Source organism: Pseudomonas sp. E141 (assembly GCF_052659885.1).
The window spans coordinates 2,609,635-2,625,977 of record NZ_CP084024.1 but is presented as its reverse complement, the minus strand read 5'-3'; the positions used below and the strand labels follow the sequence as shown (position 1 = coordinate 2,625,977).

The 16,343-nt window shown below is 59.6% G+C and carries 10 protein-coding genes; 5 read left to right on the top strand and 5 right to left on the bottom strand.

From position 1 onward, the window contains the following. Nucleotides 1-9: 9 nt before the first annotated feature. The 5 genes from GKKCFE_RS11735 to GKKCFE_RS11715 all read right to left on the bottom strand — a co-directional run bounded on the left by GKKCFE_RS11735 (nucleotide 10) and on the right by GKKCFE_RS11715 (nucleotide 7,889). Nucleotides 10-1,431: an efflux transporter outer membrane subunit gene (locus GKKCFE_RS11735; protein ID WP_076384607.1), complete on the bottom strand. Its 1,422-nt coding sequence runs from the start codon at nucleotides 1,429-1,431 to the stop codon at nucleotides 10-12. After that, entirely contained in the window at nucleotides 1,428-4,607 is a 3,180-nt protein-coding gene (locus GKKCFE_RS11730) for an efflux RND transporter permease subunit (protein WP_139050054.1), read from the bottom strand. Before GKKCFE_RS11730 ends, GKKCFE_RS11735 begins: the two co-directional genes overlap by 4 nt. Before the next feature lie 15 nt (nucleotides 4,608-4,622). Continuing rightward, complete coding sequence (mexE, locus tag GKKCFE_RS11725) at nucleotides 4,623-5,876, bottom strand: multidrug efflux RND transporter periplasmic adaptor subunit MexE (protein WP_188250851.1); 1,254 nt, start codon at nucleotides 5,874-5,876, stop codon at nucleotides 4,623-4,625. 208 nt (nucleotides 5,877-6,084) lie between these two features. After that, nucleotides 6,085-6,849: a substrate-binding periplasmic protein gene (locus GKKCFE_RS11720; protein WP_339488855.1), complete on the bottom strand. Its 765-nt coding sequence runs from the start codon at nucleotides 6,847-6,849 to the stop codon at nucleotides 6,085-6,087. Nucleotides 6,850-7,013: 164 nt separating this feature from the next. Further along, nucleotides 7,014-7,889: a LysR family transcriptional regulator gene (locus GKKCFE_RS11715; protein WP_047229095.1), complete on the bottom strand. Its 876-nt coding sequence runs from the start codon at nucleotides 7,887-7,889 to the stop codon at nucleotides 7,014-7,016. 102 nt (nucleotides 7,890-7,991) lie between these two features. Here GKKCFE_RS11715 and GKKCFE_RS11710 point away from each other — a divergent pair, with 102 nt between their 5' ends. From GKKCFE_RS11710 to GKKCFE_RS11690, 5 genes are all read left to right on the top strand, one after another. Beyond that, complete coding sequence (locus GKKCFE_RS11710) at nucleotides 7,992-8,417, top strand: VOC family protein (RefSeq protein WP_188250853.1); 426 nt, start codon at nucleotides 7,992-7,994, stop codon at nucleotides 8,415-8,417. Between the two features lie 231 nt (nucleotides 8,418-8,648). After that, nucleotides 8,649-10,364: a type I secretion system permease/ATPase gene (locus tag GKKCFE_RS11705; protein ID WP_445577886.1), complete on the top strand. Its 1,716-nt coding sequence runs from the start codon at nucleotides 8,649-8,651 to the stop codon at nucleotides 10,362-10,364. 18 nt (nucleotides 10,365-10,382) lie between these two features. Next, complete coding sequence (locus GKKCFE_RS11700) at nucleotides 10,383-11,702, top strand: HlyD family type I secretion periplasmic adaptor subunit (RefSeq protein WP_445577885.1); 1,320 nt, start codon at nucleotides 10,383-10,385, stop codon at nucleotides 11,700-11,702. A gap of 1 nt (nucleotide 11,703) precedes the next feature. Continuing rightward, nucleotides 11,704-13,032, top strand: a complete 1,329-nt coding sequence (locus GKKCFE_RS11695; RefSeq protein ID WP_445577884.1) for a TolC family outer membrane protein — start codon at nucleotides 11,704-11,706, stop codon at nucleotides 13,030-13,032. Between the two features lie 109 nt (nucleotides 13,033-13,141). Then, nucleotides 13,142-16,342, top strand: a complete 3,201-nt coding sequence (locus GKKCFE_RS11690) for a M10 family metallopeptidase C-terminal domain-containing protein (protein WP_445577883.1) — start codon at nucleotides 13,142-13,144, stop codon at nucleotides 16,340-16,342. The last annotated feature ends 1 nt before the right edge of the window (nucleotide 16,343 follow it).

The following is a 16,343-nucleotide window of genomic DNA, read 5'->3' as shown; positions in this document are numbered from 1 at the left end:
TGAGGTCGGTCAGTTGCTGGCTACGGTTTCCGGTTGCCAGCCACCGCCTAGGGCCTTGTAGATCGCGACAATGCCGCGATACAGGTCCACTTCGGCCTGGGCCTGAGTGTCCTCGGCGGCCAGGCGCTCACGTTGGGCATCCAACAGGACGAGGAAATCCTCGGTGCCTTCGCGATAGCGGACTTCAGCCAGATCAGCGGCGGCTCGGCTCGATTCGCTCTGCCGGATCAGCGAAATCAGGCGTTGTTGGCGCTTGCCGTAGTCGCTGAAGGCATTTTCCGATTCCTCCAGGGCCAGCAGCACTTGCTGTTCGTAGGTCGCCAAGGCGCCGTCCGCCTCAGCGTCGGCACCGCGCAGACGCGCCCGCACACTGCCCAAATCGAAGGCAGCCCAGGTGATGCTTGGCCCCAGCGCCCAGGCATTGGCCGCCGATGAGCCGATCTGCGAACCGCGCCCGGCGGTAAAGCCCAGGAAACCGCTGAGGCTGACCCGTGGGAACAGATCGGCCTTGGCCACGCCAATGCGCGCGGTGGCGGCAGCGAGTTGGCGCTCGGCGCTGAGAATGTCCGGGCGACGTTGCAACAGTTCACCCGGATCGCCAATCGGCAGGGCCTTGGCGATGGCCGGAAGCTGTTTGGGACTCAGGTCCACACTCAGTTTGTCCGGGCGCTCACCCAGCAAGGTAGCGATGCGGTTGCGCTGGCGTACCTGTTCGGCCTGCAACTGCGGCACGCTGGCTTCGACCGAGGCCAGGCGCGCATCGGCACGGACCACGTCGAGCTGATCGCCGACGCCGGCATCACGCAGGCTTTCGGTGATCTTGCGCGACGCCTGCTGGTTCTCGAGGTTTGCCAGGGCGATTTTTTCCCGCAGTTGGGCGCCGCGCAGTTGACCGTAGGCGTCCACCAGTTCGGCGATCATTGTCACCTGCAACTGGTAGAGATCGGCTTCGACCGCCTGCTGATCGGCATCGGTGGCTTCCAGGTTGCGCTGGATGCGTCCGAACAGATCCAGCTCCCAGGCCATGTCCAGGCCAAGGTCATAGCGTTCGGTGCTGACCCGGTCGGTGGTCTGCCCCGGAATCTGGCCTTTGCCCAGGTTGCTGCTGGCGCGGCTGGTGATGGTCGGCATGACGTCATTGCTGGCGTCGTCGCGTATCGCTCGGGCTGCTCGCAAACGGGCGAACGCCACGCGTAACTCGCGGTTGCCCTCCAGGGAACGGGTGACCAGCGCGTTGAGCGTCGGGTCTTCGAACTGCTGCCACCAGATCCCTTCGAAACGGGCACGGTCGAAATTCTTCTGGCCGGCGGCACCGTCGGTGGCGGTGGTGATGTTCGCCGCCTCCGTTTGCGGTGCCTTGTAGTCCGGGCCTACGGCGCAAGCACTCAAGGCCAGTACCAGCAGGCTCGGCACAAACACTTTCAAACTCATTGTTGCGCCTCCAGTTTCAACGCCCGGGCCGCTTTGCGGGCCTCGCTGCGCTCGACGAAGTTGCGGATCAGTACATAGAACACTGGCGTGAGCAGCAGACCGAAGAAGGTCACCCCGAGCATGCCCGAGAACACCGCGACACCCATGGCATGGCGCATTTCAGCACCTGCACCGCTGGAGAAGACCAACGGCACCACGCCCATGATGAACGCGAAGGAGGTCATCAGGATCGGCCGCAGACGCAGGCGGCAGGCCTCCAGCACCGCAGCCAGGGGGTTCATGCCCTCGAGCTGTTTATCCTTGGCGAACTCAACGATCAGAATGGCGTTCTTACAGGCAAGCCCCACCAGTACGATCAATCCGATCTGGGTAAAGATGTTGTTGTCGCCGCCGGAAAGAATTACCCCGGTAATGGCCGACAGCAGGGTCATCGGTACGATCAGGATCACCGCCAGCGGCAAGCTCCAGCTTTCGTACTGTGCCGCCAGCACCAGGAACGCCAGCAGGACACAGAGCGGGAACACGAACAGCGCGGTGTTGCCCGAGAGAATCTGCTGGTACGTCAGGTCGGTCCACTCGTAAGTCATGCCGTTGGGCAATTCGTCCTTGAGCAGTTTCTCGATGGCTTTTTCAGCCTGGCCGGAACTGTAGCCCGGGGCAGCGGCACCGTTGATTTCCGCAGTGATGAAGCCGTTGTAGTGCATTACGCGGTCAGGTCCCGAGGTGTCGCTGACCTTGATGAAGGTCGCCAGCGGGATCATCTCGCCACGGTTGTTGCGCACCTTGAGCTGGCCAATCTGGTCCGACTCCAGGCGGAACTGTTGCTCGGCCTGAACGTTGACCTGATAGGTGCGGCCAAAGCGGTTGAAGTCGTTGGCATACAGCGAGCCCAGGTAGATCTGCAGGGTGTCGAAGATGTCACTGACGGCCACGCCGTGGGTCTTGGCTTTTTCACGATCGATGGCGGCATCGACCTGCGGCACGTTCACCGTGTAGCTGGTGAACAGCCCGGCCAGTTCCGGCACGTTGTGGCTCTTGGTGATGATGTTCATGGTTTCTTTGTACAGCTCGTCGTAGCCCAGGTTGCCCCGGTCTTCGATTTGCAGACGGAAACCACCGATCGTGCCCAGGCCCTGTACCGGCGGCGGCGGGAAGATCGCCATGTAGGCTTCCTGGATTTCCGAGTACTGGCCGTTCAAGGCCCCGGCAATGGCCCCGGCAGACATGCTGGGGTCCTTGCGCTCGTCGAAGGGCTTGAGAGTGACGAACACGATGCCGGCGTTCGGACTATTGGTGAAGCCGTTGATCGACAGGCCAGGGAAGGCCACGGCGCTTTCGACGCCCGGCTGCTTGAGGGCCATGTCCGACATACGCTTGATCACGTCTTCGGTGCGGTCCAGGCTCGCGGCATCCGGCAGTTGGGCAAAGGCCACCAGGTATTGCTTGTCCTGGCCGGGTACGAAACCGGTCGGGGTGTTGGAGAACCCGAAGAACGTCAGCACCATCAGGCCTGCGTACACCAGCAGGGCGATGCCGCTGCTGCGGATCACGCGGCCAACTGTGCCCACGTAGCTGTGACTGGCACGGTCGAAGAAGCGGTTGAACGGACGGAACAGCCAGCCACCGAATATCTTGTCCAGGAACCTGGAAAAACGGTCCTTGGGCGCGTCATGACTCTTGAGCAGCACTGCGGCCAGGGCTGGCGACAGGGTCAGGGAGTTGAATGCCGAGATCACCGTGGAAATGGCAATGGTCAAGGCGAACTGCTTATAGAACTGCCCGGTCAAGCCACTGATGAACGCCGCCGGTACGAATACCGCGCACAACACCAATGCCGTGGCGATGATCGGCCCGGTCACTTCGCCCATGGCGCGTTTGGTGGCTTCCACCGGAGTCAGTCCCAAGCCGATGTTGCGTTCGACGTTCTCCACCACCACGATGGCGTCGTCCACCACGATACCGATTGCCAGGACCAGCCCGAACAGCGAGAGCGCGTTCAGCGAGAAGCCGAACAGATGCATCACGGCAAACGTACCGATCAGCGACACCGGCACGGCCACCAGCGGAATGATCGAGGCGCGCCAGGTCTGCAGGAACAGGATCACCACCAGTACCACGAGAATCAGCGCTTCGAAGAGGGTGTGAACCACCGCCTCGATGGAGCCGCGCACGAAGATCGTCGGGTCATAGACGATGCTGTAGTCCATCCCCGCAGGGAAGTTCTGCTTGAGTTCGTCCATCTTGGCGCGAACATCGTTGGAAATCTGGATGGCGTTGGAGCCGGGGCGCTGGAAGATCGGGATCGCCACCGCCGGCTGGTTGTCGAGCAATGAGCGCAGGGCGTATTGACTGGAGCCCAACTCCACTCGTGCGATGTCTTTGAGACGGGTGATTTCACCGTTCTCGCCGGAACGGATGATGATGTTTTCGAACTCTTCCTCATTCACCAGGCGTCCCTGGGTGTTGATCGAGAGCTGGAATGCCTGGGCATTGGGTGCCGGAGGCGCGCCCAGGGCACCGGCGGCGACCTGACGGTTCTGTTCGCGGATGGCGGTGACCACGTCGGTGGCGGTCAGGTTGCGCGAAGCAGTCTTGTTCGGATCAAGCCAGACCCGCAGGGAATAGTCCCCCATGCCGAATAGCTGCACATCACCCACACCGCCCAGGCGCGCCAGCTCATCCTTGATATTGAGCAGGGCATAGTTGGACAGGTAAAGCATGTCGTAGCGCTGGTCCGGCGAGGTCAAGTGCACAACCATGGTCAGGTCGGGCGATGCCTTATCCACCGTGATGCCGATCCGGGTGACTTCTTCCGGCAACTTGGGTTCAGTCCGCGTGACGCGGTTCTGCACCTGCACCTGGGCGTTGTCCAGGTCGGTGCCCAGCGCGAAGGTGATGGTCAGGGTGATCTTGCCATCGGCGGTGGATTGCGAGGACATGTACAGCATGTTCTCGACGCCGGTGATGGCTTGCTCCAGGGGCGCGGCTACGGTTTCGCCGATGACCTTGGGGTTGGCGCCCGGGAAGTTGGCGCGCACGACCACGGTCGGCGGCACGACTTCCGGGTATTCGCTGATCGGCAACTGGAACAGTGAGATGGCGCCGGCGATCAGGATCAGCAGCGAAAGCACCGCTGCGAAGATCGGCCGCGAAATGAAGAACTGGGAAAATTTCATCTTGAGTTCAGTCCCTTAACCGCGTGGGGTCGCTGCGGCCAGTTTGCCTGCCGATCCGGAAGCAGCCTTGGCAGGCGCGACTTGGGGCAGGTTGCTGGCTTCGAGCGCTTTTCGTTGTTGTGCCAGGGCGGCAATGGTTTCTTCGCTGGCCATCGGCACGGTTTCAGGCGTGACCGGTGTACCGGGGCGAGCGCGTTGCAGGCCCTTGACGATGATGGTGTCGTCCTTGCTCAAGCCGTTGCGCACGATGCGCAGGCCTTCGATCTTCGGTCCCAGCTCGACAGCGCGGTAGGCCGGCTTATTGTCGGCGTCCATCACCAACACGAATTTCTTGCCAAGGTCGGTGCCGACGGCTTCGTCGTTGATCAGCACGGCCGAGTAAGTGCCGCTGCCCACCAGTTTCAGCCGGGCATACAGCCCAGGGGTGTAGGCGCCATCCTTGTTGTCGAACACCGCGCGACCACGAATGGTACCGGTCTGTGGATTGACCTGGTTGTCGATGAAATTCATATGGCCCAGGTGCGGATTACCTTCCTCGTTGGACAGGCCCATGTAGACCGGAGTGGCCTGACCACGCTGGCCTTCGCGGGCGAGGCGGGTGTACTTGAGGAAGACGCGCTCGTCGGCATCGAAGTAGGCGTAGACCTTGTCGGTGGACACCACGCTGGTGAGCGGCGTGACATCGGCGGTCACCAGGTTGCCGGCGGTGATGTCCGCCCGGCTGACGCGACCGCTGATAGGCGAAGTGACCCGGGTGAAGCTCAGGTTCAGTTTGGCCAGGTCCAGTTGTGCCTGGATCGCCGCAGCGGCAGCGCGGGCTTCCTGGGCAGCACTGGTACGCGAATCTGCCAGCTCGGCGGAAATGGCATTGCTCAAGCGCAGGCGCTCGCCACGCTTGGCTTCGTTCTCGCTACGGGTAGCCGTGGCTCGGGCCTGGGCCAACTGGGCTTCGAGGCGACGCACTTCAGCCTGGAAGGGGCGCGGATCGATCTGGAACAACAGGTCGCCTTTCTTGACCAGAGCGCCTTCGGTGAACGCTACGTTATCGATCTGCCCTGAAACGCGGGGTCGGATCTCAACGGTTTCAGGTGCCTCGAGGCGCCCGGTGAATTCGTCCCACTCGTTGACCGGCTGCTCCAGCACCTTGGCCACACTGACTTTGGCCGCCGGCATGGAAGCCGCCGTATCTGGGGTCTTGCCGCATGCACTCATCACCAGCACCGCCATCAGTGCCAGGGGAAAGCGCAATTTTGAAAGTGAATATTCCATGGATAGCATCCGCCAAGAGTATTGAGATGGGCGGATGATGCGTGGGGAGGCGGTGAGGCACGAATCGAATGAAGCAAAGGTAACTATCATTCGGAATGATATAAGACATCGTCCAGCGCTCTAGCTGAGGGCTTTCGTTAGGCGGCTATCAATTGCGTTGATGTCCCTTCAGGTTGCCAGATGCACCGAATTACCTACGTGAAGAACGCTACTGCGGCAGATAGCGGTCATGGATGCGCTGGATTTCGCCGCTGGCGCGAAGGCTTTCAACGGCCGCCCGCAGCTTCTTGACCATTTTTGGGGAACACTGTCTGGAGCAGGCCAGATAGAGATCGGCACTGCTATTGACCGGGCTCATGAGCAGTTCGCGCTTGGACACCTTGGGCCAAATATACCGACTTTCAGGGACGCCGTTGAACCAGGCGTCGATACGTCCCATCAAGAGCATCTGGGCGGGGTTGTCGCCGATGGCCAGCGGGTAGATCTGCTCATCGCTGAACCCTTCGGTGCGCAGGATCTCCTGCTGCGCACTTCCCAGGCCGACGCCGATCTTGCGGTACGTTTGCCGGGCTTCGGCGAAACTGCTCACTTGCCGGTCGAGGGTGAAGAAGGCGCGTTCCATGGGCATGACCGAAGCGATCCAGGTAAAGCGATCCTCGCGTTCCGGCGTGCGCGACAGGGGCGCGATCAAGTGATTGCGCTGTTCGCTGACGTGCTTCTGTGAGCGGGCCCAGGGAAGGATATGGAACTGCACGGTATACCCGGCCTTGGTCATGGCCGCTACGGCAACATCGCCGACAATTCCGTGCCCCTTGGGGTCATCGACAAACGTCAACGGCGGCGCGTCCAGAATGTGCAGTTCAATCGTCAAAGGTGCGGCGTAGGCGCTACAGACAATCAGCGTCGGCAGCACCAGGCATAGGCGCGAGAGTGCTTTGGTACGGCCTTCCAATACGCGTTTGATCCGGCTCATGATCGATACTTCAGGCATTGAAAGTGATGCGCCATTCCAAACCCACGGCGCCAGAAACATCATCCTGCGATGTTCACCACGGCTTTTTTATTATTGCCTATCAACGCTGTCGGCCTGACTGCGTGTATCTGAAGGTATAGATCATTCGGTCGACAAAAGCTTTTTTACTCAGAACCGGTACTGGCTTGTTCGGCAATCAGTTGAGCCAAAGTCCGCACCGGTTCGGTGAGGCTTTGTCCCGACCGATGCACCAGTCCGATATCCCGATGGAAGGTGTGCTGACCAAGGTCCAGGGCTCTGACACCCGCCGGCCAGTCATGGGCCGATGTTTGCGGGACCAATGCCACTCCCACACCGTTTTCAACCAGCTTGATGATGGCCTCCAGTTCATCCAGTTCACACACCTCGCGCACGGTGAAATGCATTTGCCGCAGGAAACGATCCACCTGCCGGCCACCGAATGAAGCACGGTCATATCGAATGAATGGAAGGCTGGAAAGGAGTGTCGCCCAATCTTCCCCTGGCACTTCGCGGGCAACGATCAATCGATACGGCTCAAGTGTCAGGGTCGTCCAGCGCAGGTCGCTCTGAAGCGAGAAGGGCGGACGGATGATGGCCGCCATGTCGATTTCGCCAGCGTCCACCAGATTGACCAGCTCCATCGACAGCCCCGGCAACACCCGAGTACGGCACTGAGGGCATTGCTGATGGAACCTGGCCAAAGCGTCCGGCAAATAGGAACGCTGAACGGACGCAATGGCGCCGATGTTCACTAGGACATTGGTCGCAAGTTCGGCGGTGCCGCAGCCCAGGTTGTCGTAGAGGCGCAGCAACTCTTGTGCCTGCAAGAGCACTTGGTGGCCCTTGCGGTTGAGGTGCGCCGAGCGTCCTTTCCTGTCGAATATTTCGAAGCCAAGCTGCGCCTCCAGACGCTGGATTTGCGCGCTCACGGCGGCCTGTGTGAGGCCGATCCTGTTCCCGGCCGCAGCGAAAGTGCCTTCCCGTGCGACGGCGAGGAGCGTCTTGAGTTCTTTAATCATTCACAAATATTAATTGTGTTTCTAAGCAATATATATTGATTTTTCCGCCTGTAGCGCCGCTCTACGATGGCCTCACCCAAAAAGCACAAAAAAGGAGTCCTGATGAACCTCTCTCCCTTCCACTTGGCAATCCCGGTTTACGACCTCGCTGGCGCACGCACCTTTTATGGTGAAGTGTTTGGACTGCAAGAGGGGCGCTCCAGCGCCCAGTGGGTCGATTTCAACTTTTACGGCCACCAGTTGGTGATCCATGAGCAGCCAAAAACCGCGGCTCAGGAAAGCGTTCACAGCAACCCGGTGGACGGCCATGACGTACCTGTTCCTCATTTCGGCATTATTTTGGGCTGGGAGGAATGGGAAGCACTGGCCGAACGCTTGAAATCCTTCGGTACCCAGTTTGTGATTGAACCCTACATTCGCTTCAAGGGGCAGGTGGGTGAGCAGGCGACGATGTTCCTGTTCGACCCTTGCGGTAACGCGCTTGAATTCAAGGCGTTCAAGGATATGAGCCAGTTGTTCGCAAAGTAGTCCAAGCAAAGGTGGGCAGGCACAGAGGTGGGGCGACAAAGATGTAAGAACAGGCGATGGCGATCCTTTGAGGGTACCCTTCAGAACCGCACACACATGCCGATACAGCGCGCGTAGATCCTGATTGCGCAAGCGCTTCAGAGGGGGTCGCCCCAATACTCAAGGCGTATGTGCGCCTGTACCCACTAGGTTTTCGCAGGTCTGCCCATCAGCGGGCCTCAGGTAAGAATCATGTCAGCCCACCCCAGGACCGAGCTGGAAGGTGCCCTTGCCCTATGCAAAGGCAGTTTTCTTTGCGTCGGTTTTTTCAGTTTTTTCGTCAATTTGCTGATGCTGGTTCCATCGTTCTACATGTTGCAGGTGTATGACCGTGCAGTAGGAAGCGCCAGCCAGTCGACTCTATTGATGCTCACGCTGATCATGTTGCTGTTGATGATCACGATGGGCGGCCTGGAGTGGGTTCGTTCGCGGATTATGGTACGAATCAGTACTCGTCTGGACACGCTGCTGGGCCAGCGTCTGTTCGACGCCAGTTTCAAGCGGGCACTCAACACCAACGGCATGAATGCCACCGCCCAGCCGTTGAGCGACCTGAACGCCTTGCGCCAGTTTCTGACCGGTAACGGCTTGTTTGCCTTTTTCGATGCTCCGTGGATTCCGATCTACCTGGCGGTGATGTTCATTTTTCATCCCTGGTACGGGTGGATGGGGGTCGTGAGTGCGGTGATGCTAGGGGCGTTGGCTTTCATCAACGAGAAGCTCACTCATGCACCGTTGCAGGCGGCCAACCGCGAGCAGATCGCAGCTACCACCTTCACTAACAAGAGCCTGCGCAATGCCGAAGTGGTCGAATCCATGGGCATGCTTGCAAGTCTGCGTGAGCACTGGAACGGGCAAATCCATAAGGTCCTGACCTTGCAAAGCCTGGCCAGCGACCGCGCCGCGACCATGATGGCGATGTCCAGGACGTTCCGCCAGATTGTTCAGTCGCTGATGTTGGGCCTGGGCGCCTACTTGACGATCAATCATGAGATTTCGCCCGGGCTGATGATTGCCGGCTCCATTTTACTGGGGCGCGCCCTGGCGCCCATCGATCAGTTGATCGGCGTCTGGAAAGGCTTTCTTGGCGCACGCTCGCAATATGCCCGATTACACGAGTTGCTGGTCAAGATCGCCGCCGAGCCTGAGCGCATGTCGTTGCCCGCACCTGAAGGGGCGATTCGCGTCGAGGGGCTTTCAGTGAGGTCCCCGGACAATCGCAAGCCGATTATTCGCGGCGTGGACTTCCAGGTGGCCGCTGGTGAAGTGGTGGGGATCATTGGTCCCAGCGGCGCAGGAAAGTCGACCCTGGCCAGGGCGTTGCTGGGGATCTGGCCAAACCTGGCCGGAACCGTGCGCCTGGACGGTGCAGACATCAGCCAATGGCGCCGGGACGAACTGGGCCAGTACATCGGCTATTTGCCCCAGGACATAGAACTGTTCGAGGGCAGCATCAGCCAGAATATCTCACGCTTCGGCCCGGTGAATGCGCCTGCAGTGGTCGCCGCCGCGCGCATGGCCGGTGTACATGACCTGGTGCTGCAACTGCCCGATGGCTACGACACCTTGATTGGCGCCAATGGCGGTGGACTCTCTGGCGGCCAGCGGCAACGCATCGGGCTGGCCCGCGCCTTGTACGGCGAGCCGCGTCTGGTGGTACTTGACGAGCCGAACTCCAATCTGGATGACGCTGGAGAAAAAATGCTCGCCGAAGCGCTGCAGAAACTGCGGCAGAATCGGGCCACGGTGTTTGTCATTACCCATCGATCCGGGGTGCTGGCGCAGGTGGACAAATTGCTGGTTCTCAATCACGGCGAGCTGAGCCTGTTCGGGCCGCGCGACAAGGTCCTGGCACGGCTACAGGGCGCGACGCCGACGGCCCACCAGGCTGCCGCGGTTGAATCGTAGGGACGGATGAACAACGTTATGCAAGACACTAAGCACTCATCCGTCGATATGTCCGGGCTGCCAATCGATGACAAACCAGTACGGCGCATCGGCTATTTGATGCTGCTGGTCACCTTTGGCCTGTTTGGCGGCTGGGCTACCCTGGCTCCGCTCGACAGTGCTGCGCTCGCGCCGGGTGTGGTAACCGTCAAGAGCTATCGCAAGACCGTACAACATCTTGAGGGCGGCATTGTGCGCGAACTGCGCGTGCATGACGGTGACCTGGTGAAAGCCGGCGATGTGTTGTTGGTACTCGACAACACCCAGGCGCGTTCGGAAATGGAAGCCATGCGTAGCCAGTTGATCGCCGCGCTCGAACTCCAGGCCCGATTGGTGGCTGAACGTGATGCGCTGCCCGAGCCACCGCTCGTGCCTACGCTGGATCCCAATGATCCCCGAGTGCGCGAGGCTCGCGACAGTGAAGGGCGGATCTTCCAGACCCGACGGACCTCGTTGCTGGGCGAAATCGGCTTGCTGGAGAAGTCCATCGGACAAATCGAAGAACAGATCCGCGGATTCAAGGCCGTCATCGCCAGCAAACAGATGCTCGCCGCTTCCTATGAAGAAGAGATTGTCGACTTGCGTGCATTGCTCGCCGAAGGCTACGTGGACAAGCAGCGTCTGCGCGAGCAAGAGCGAAGTCTTTCTCGGCTGCAGGCCGAAATTGCTGAAAGCCGCTCCGAAAGCGCGCGAGCGCGGGTTCATATCGACGAGGCGCGGTTGAAGATACTGCAACTGAAAAAGACTTTTGCCACCGAGGTCGCAGGTCTGCTGGGCGATGCGCAGACCAAGGTCTATGAATTGCGCGAGCGGCTGGCCACCCTGCAGGACCGCGACCAACGCACCGATATCCTCGCGCCCGAGTCGGGAATGGTCATGGGTATGACCGTACACACGCTGGGCGCAGTGGTCAGTCCAGGCACTGCGCTGTTGGACATCGTCCCGGCCAACGAAGAACTGATTGTTGAAGCACAGCTGTCACCGATGGACATCGACCGTGTCGCACTGGGCAAACTGGCGGACATTCGCTTCAGTGCGTTCAAGAGCAGCACCACGCCAGTCATCGAAGGGCAACTGGTGCAGATATCAGCTGATCGCCTGATCAACAAGGACACCGGCGCCGCTTATTACCTGGCACGCGTGGCCCTGACCGACAAGGGGCGTCAGACCCTGGGCGATCTCACTCTGGTACCAGGAATGCCGGTCGAAGTGCTGATTAATACGGGCGCGCGGACGCTGTTGCAGTATTTGATGCAGCCGGCCAGCAATGCGTTTGCCCGTTCGTTGATCGAGGATTGACATGAAGCTTCTGATCGCGATGAGTCTGGCCCTCGTGCCGCTTGGCGCTCTCGCTGACGACAGCTCGGCGCTCCCTTACACAGATCTGTTGCAACTGCATCAGGAAGCCCAAGTGGCTGACCCGCGTATTTTACGGGCACAAGCGATGGTCCGTAGTGGTGAGGGCAGCGAGCGGGCGGCCTTTGGTCAACTGCTGCCACAGCTCAATGCCAGCGGCAGTGTTAACCGCAGTCGGCGCGACGACGATTTGAATCGTATCCAATACAACGGCAAACGCCTGGCGATGATGCTCAATCAGGTTATTTACGATCCGCAGGTCTGGCGCAGCTACCAAAAGTACATAGAGCTGGCCCGCCAGAGCGAGTACGAGTCCGATGACACTCAAGTGCAGGCCAGCATTGATTTGTCCGAGCGCTACTTCGCGGTTCTCGCGGCGGAGGACGAATTGGCCCTGGTACGCAGCGAGCTGGACGCGACCGAGCGCAACCTCAAACGGACCCACGCGCTGTATGCACGCAAAATGGCGATGGTGACTGATGTACTTGACCTTGAGGCGCGCGTGGATGCGCTCAGGGCGGATGAGATCGAAGCCAGCAACGAGGTTGAGGTGAGTCGTCAAGCCATGTCCGAACTGGTGGGGCGTGATATCCGTGAGCCGCTCAAACGCATGGCTGGCAATCCAGCCTTCAGTTTACCTGCGCAAGCGCAGGACCATTGGGTGCAGACGGCACTGGACAGTAACCCGGCACTGCTTGCCCGCGAGCACAGTATCCGCGCCGCCGAGGCCGCTATCGGTGAAGCCAGGGCGGGACATCTGCCACGGCTGGGGCTGAACTTGACCGCGCAACGCAGTGATATCGGCTATGAAGGTGCGTTGACACCCCGCTCGGACAATCTCGTCGCCTCCCTGGACTTGCAGGTGCCGCTCTATAGCGGCGGCTCCACCCGTGCCCGAGTATCAAGCTCCGAAAACGATAAGGAAGTCGCCGAGCAAGAGCTGGAAGCCTTGCGGCGTCAGGTCATCACGCAAACCCGAACGGCCTATCTCGGCGTGACAACCGGGCTCAGCCGAATCAAGGCAACACAACGCGCCTTGGAATCCGCCGAAAAATCACGGATAGGCACCGAGAAGGCCTTCGGATACGGCGTCAAGAATGCCGTCGATGTGCTGGACAGTATCAAGGAAGAGTTTCGCGCACGGCGCGACTTCAATCAGTCCCAATACAAGTTCGTGACCAGTTTGCTGGTGCTGCACCGCTGGAGCGGCAGATTGGGGGAGGAGGATATCCGCAGGGTCAACGAATGGCTCGTTGCACCGTCATCTCACTGAAGACAAAAATAGTGGCAAGATGATGTTAAATCCACTCTTTCTAATGCAAAATATCCCTCTGTAATGGCCGCATCCAGGAAAGGCCACAGACTGCCCAAGGAAGCTTTACATGCCCCATCCCGTTGGTTACTCGTTTGTTTCGTCCGCAAAGCTGACCGGCAATGCGCAAGTCAATAGCTTGCTTTATGGCACCTATTGGATGGGCAACTCGTGGAGCACCGGCACGTTTACCACGCCCCTGACGTATAGCTTCGTCACGGCGGACTCACGTTTCGCCATCAATTACAGCAGTGATAGTGAATATGAGTCCATCTATCTCCTGACGTCAGCGCAGCAAAACGCCATCGTCAGCGCGCTCGGCACCTGGAGTTCGGTCGCCAACCTCAAATTCACACGGGTCAGCGAGTCCTCCACCAACGTCGGTGATCTGCGCTTCGGCGGCTATCTGGATATGGACGAAGACACCGCTGCCTGGGGCTATTTTCCCGCTCACACACCCAGTGCCGGTGATGTCTGGATCGGGCCAGTGACGAACGACCCGACTCCGGTCAAAGGCACGTACGACTATCTGACTTTTATGCATGAGATCGGCCATGCTCTGGGCCTCAAGCACCCGTTCTCGCAAAGCCTGTCAAACCCCACGGTACTCGCACCTCAGTTCGATGATGTCCGCTATACCATCATGAGTTACGACAGTGCTTATTCCTATGAGCCAACCACGCCCATGCTGCTGGACATTGCCGCCATCCAGAGTCTCTATGGGGCCAACACTCAGTGGCAGACCGGCAACAACACATACAGTTGGGCGGCAGACCAATCGGTTTTCGAAACGATTTGGGACGCCGGCGGCAATGACACTATCGATGCCACCAATCAGCTCGCAGCGGTGCGCATCAATCTGAATGAAGGCCAGTTCAGCAAAATCGGGCAAGCGTTCATCGACCTAGACACCCAGGCGGCGTTCAACGACGGGCTGGCGATCGCCTATGGCGCAAAAATTGAAAACGCAGTCGGCTCGGCCAATGACGACACGCTCATTGGTAACGCACTAAACAACCTGCTGAATGGCCGTGCCGGCAAGGACTTGATGATCGGCGGGGCGGGTAACGATACTTACGTCGTCGACAACAGCGGTGACGTGGTTCAGGAAAGCAGTGCCCTCAATAGCGGAATCGACAGCGTTGTTTCATCAATCAACTACATTCTTGGCAGCAACCTTGAGAACCTGACACTGAACGGCACCGGCAACCTCAACGGTACCGGCAACGCGCTGAACAACCGCATCACCGGTAATGCTGGCGCCAACATCCTTTCAGGAGGCGCGGGCAGCGACACCCTGGATGGCGGCAGTGGTATCGACACGCTGATCGGTGGCACCGGCAACGACACCTACGTGGTCGATAACATCAGGGACCTGATCAGCGAAACCAGCACCCTGGCCAGCGAAGTGGATACGGTGCGCTCCTCGGTGAGCTGGACCCTGGGCAGCAATCTGGAAAACCTCACGCTGACCGGGTCAGCTTCACTCAATGGCACCGGCAACACGCTGGGCAACGTACTGGTTGGTAACGCCGGCAGCAACCTGCTGAACGGCGGCGGCGGGATCGACACGCTGATCGGTGGTACCGGCAATGACACCTACGTGGTCGACAACCTCAGGGACATTGTTCGTGAGACCAGCACCCTGGCCAGTGAAATCGATACGGTGCGCTCCTCGGTGAGCTGGACCCTGGGCGCTAATCTGGAAAACCTTGCCCTGACCGGCGCTGCTCACCTCAGCGGCACCGGTAATGCCCTGCGTAACGTCCTGACGGGTAATGCGGGCAATAACGTGCTCAACGCAGGAGCAGGCAACGACACACTGGACGGTGGCAGTGGTATCGACACGCTGATTGGTGGCACCGGCAATGACACCTACGTGGTCGACAACCTCAGGGACATCGTTCGTGAGACCAGCACTTTGGCCCGTGAAATCGATACGGTGCGCTCCTCGGTGAGCTGGTCTCTGGGGGCCAATCTGGAAAATCTCGCCCTGATCGGTACTGCCCACCTCAGTGGCTCCGGCAACGCCCTGAACAACGTGCTGATGGGCAACGTCGGCAACAATCTGCTGAACGGTGGCACTGGTATCGACACGCTGATCGGCGGCACCGGCAACGACACCTACGTGGTCGACAACCTCAGGGATGTCGTCCGCGAAACCAGCACGCTAGCTAGTGAAATCGATACCGTGCGCTCCTCGGTGAGCTGGACCCTGGGTGCCAATCTGGAAAACCTCGCCCTGATAGGCACTGCTCACCTCAGTGGCACCGGTAATGCCCTGCGTAACGTACTGACCGGCAATGCGGGCAATAACGTGCTCAACGCAGGCGCCGGCAACGACACCCTGAACGGGGGCAGCGGTATCGACACGCTGATCGGCGGCACCGGCCATGACACCTACGTGGTCGACAACCTCAGGGACATCGTCCGCGAAACCAGCACCCTGGCCAGCGAAATCGATACCGTACGCTCCTCGGTGAGCTGGACCCTGGGTGCCAACCTGGAAAACCTCACCCTGATCGGCAGTACCCACCTCAATGGCACCGGCAACACATTGGGTAACGTGCTGATTGGTAACGTCGGCAACAATGTGCTGAACGGTGGAGCAGGTAACGACACCCTGGACGGTGGCAGTGGTATCGACACGCTGATCGGTGGCACGGGCAAGGACACTTACGTGGTCGACAACCTCAGGGACATCGTCCGCGAAACCAGTACCACGGTTAGCGAGATCGATACCGTGCGCTCCTCGGTGAGTTGGAGCCTGGGTGCCAACCTGGAAAACCTGACCCTGACGGGCACTACCCACCTCAACGGTACTGGCAACGCCCTGGGCAACGTGCTGACCGGCAACACCGGCAACAACGTGCTGAACGGCGGAGCAGGCAACGATAAACTCAACGGCGGCGCAGGCAACGACACGCTGATCGGCGGCATTGGCAGTGACACGCTCACTGGCGGCACTGGAGCCGATCGATTTGTTTTCAGTGCGCTGAATGAACTGGGTAAGGGAAGCGCTCGCGACGTCATTACCGACTTCAGCAGCATCCTGGGCGATAAGATTGACCTGTCGAAACTGGATGCCAATACCCTGACCACGCCAATCAACGGGTTCAGCTTCATCGACTCGAACGACTTCACTGGCGCGGGACAACTGCGCTTCGTCGATCAGGTGCTTTACGGCAACATCAACGGCAATCTGGAGGCGGATTTCGAAATCCAGCTACTGGGCGTCAATACCTTCAGTGCCAACGATCTGATTGCTTGAC

Coding starts and splice junctions, on each gene's coding strand:
- GKKCFE_RS11735 (WP_076384607.1), bottom strand. CDS start 1,431: ATGAGTTTGAAAGTGTTTGTGCCGAGCCTGCTGGTACTGGCCTTGAGT.
- GKKCFE_RS11730 (WP_139050054.1), bottom strand. CDS start 4,607: ATGAAATTTTCCCAGTTCTTCATTTCGCGGCCGATCTTCGCAGCGGTG.
- mexE (WP_188250851.1), bottom strand. CDS start 5,876: ATGGAATATTCACTTTCAAAATTGCGCTTTCCCCTGGCACTGATGGCG.
- GKKCFE_RS11720 (WP_339488855.1), bottom strand. CDS start 6,849: ATGAGCCGGATCAAACGCGTATTGGAAGGCCGTACCAAAGCACTCTCG.
- GKKCFE_RS11715 (WP_047229095.1), bottom strand. CDS start 7,889: ATGATTAAAGAACTCAAGACGCTCCTCGCCGTCGCACGGGAAGGCACT.
- GKKCFE_RS11710 (WP_188250853.1), top strand. CDS start 7,992: ATGAACCTCTCTCCCTTCCACTTGGCAATCCCGGTTTACGACCTCGCT.
- GKKCFE_RS11705 (WP_445577886.1), top strand. CDS start 8,649: ATGTCAGCCCACCCCAGGACCGAGCTGGAAGGTGCCCTTGCCCTATGC.
- GKKCFE_RS11700 (WP_445577885.1), top strand. CDS start 10,383: ATGCAAGACACTAAGCACTCATCCGTCGATATGTCCGGGCTGCCAATC.
- GKKCFE_RS11695 (WP_445577884.1), top strand. CDS start 11,704: ATGAAGCTTCTGATCGCGATGAGTCTGGCCCTCGTGCCGCTTGGCGCT.
- GKKCFE_RS11690 (WP_445577883.1), top strand. CDS start 13,142: ATGCCCCATCCCGTTGGTTACTCGTTTGTTTCGTCCGCAAAGCTGACC.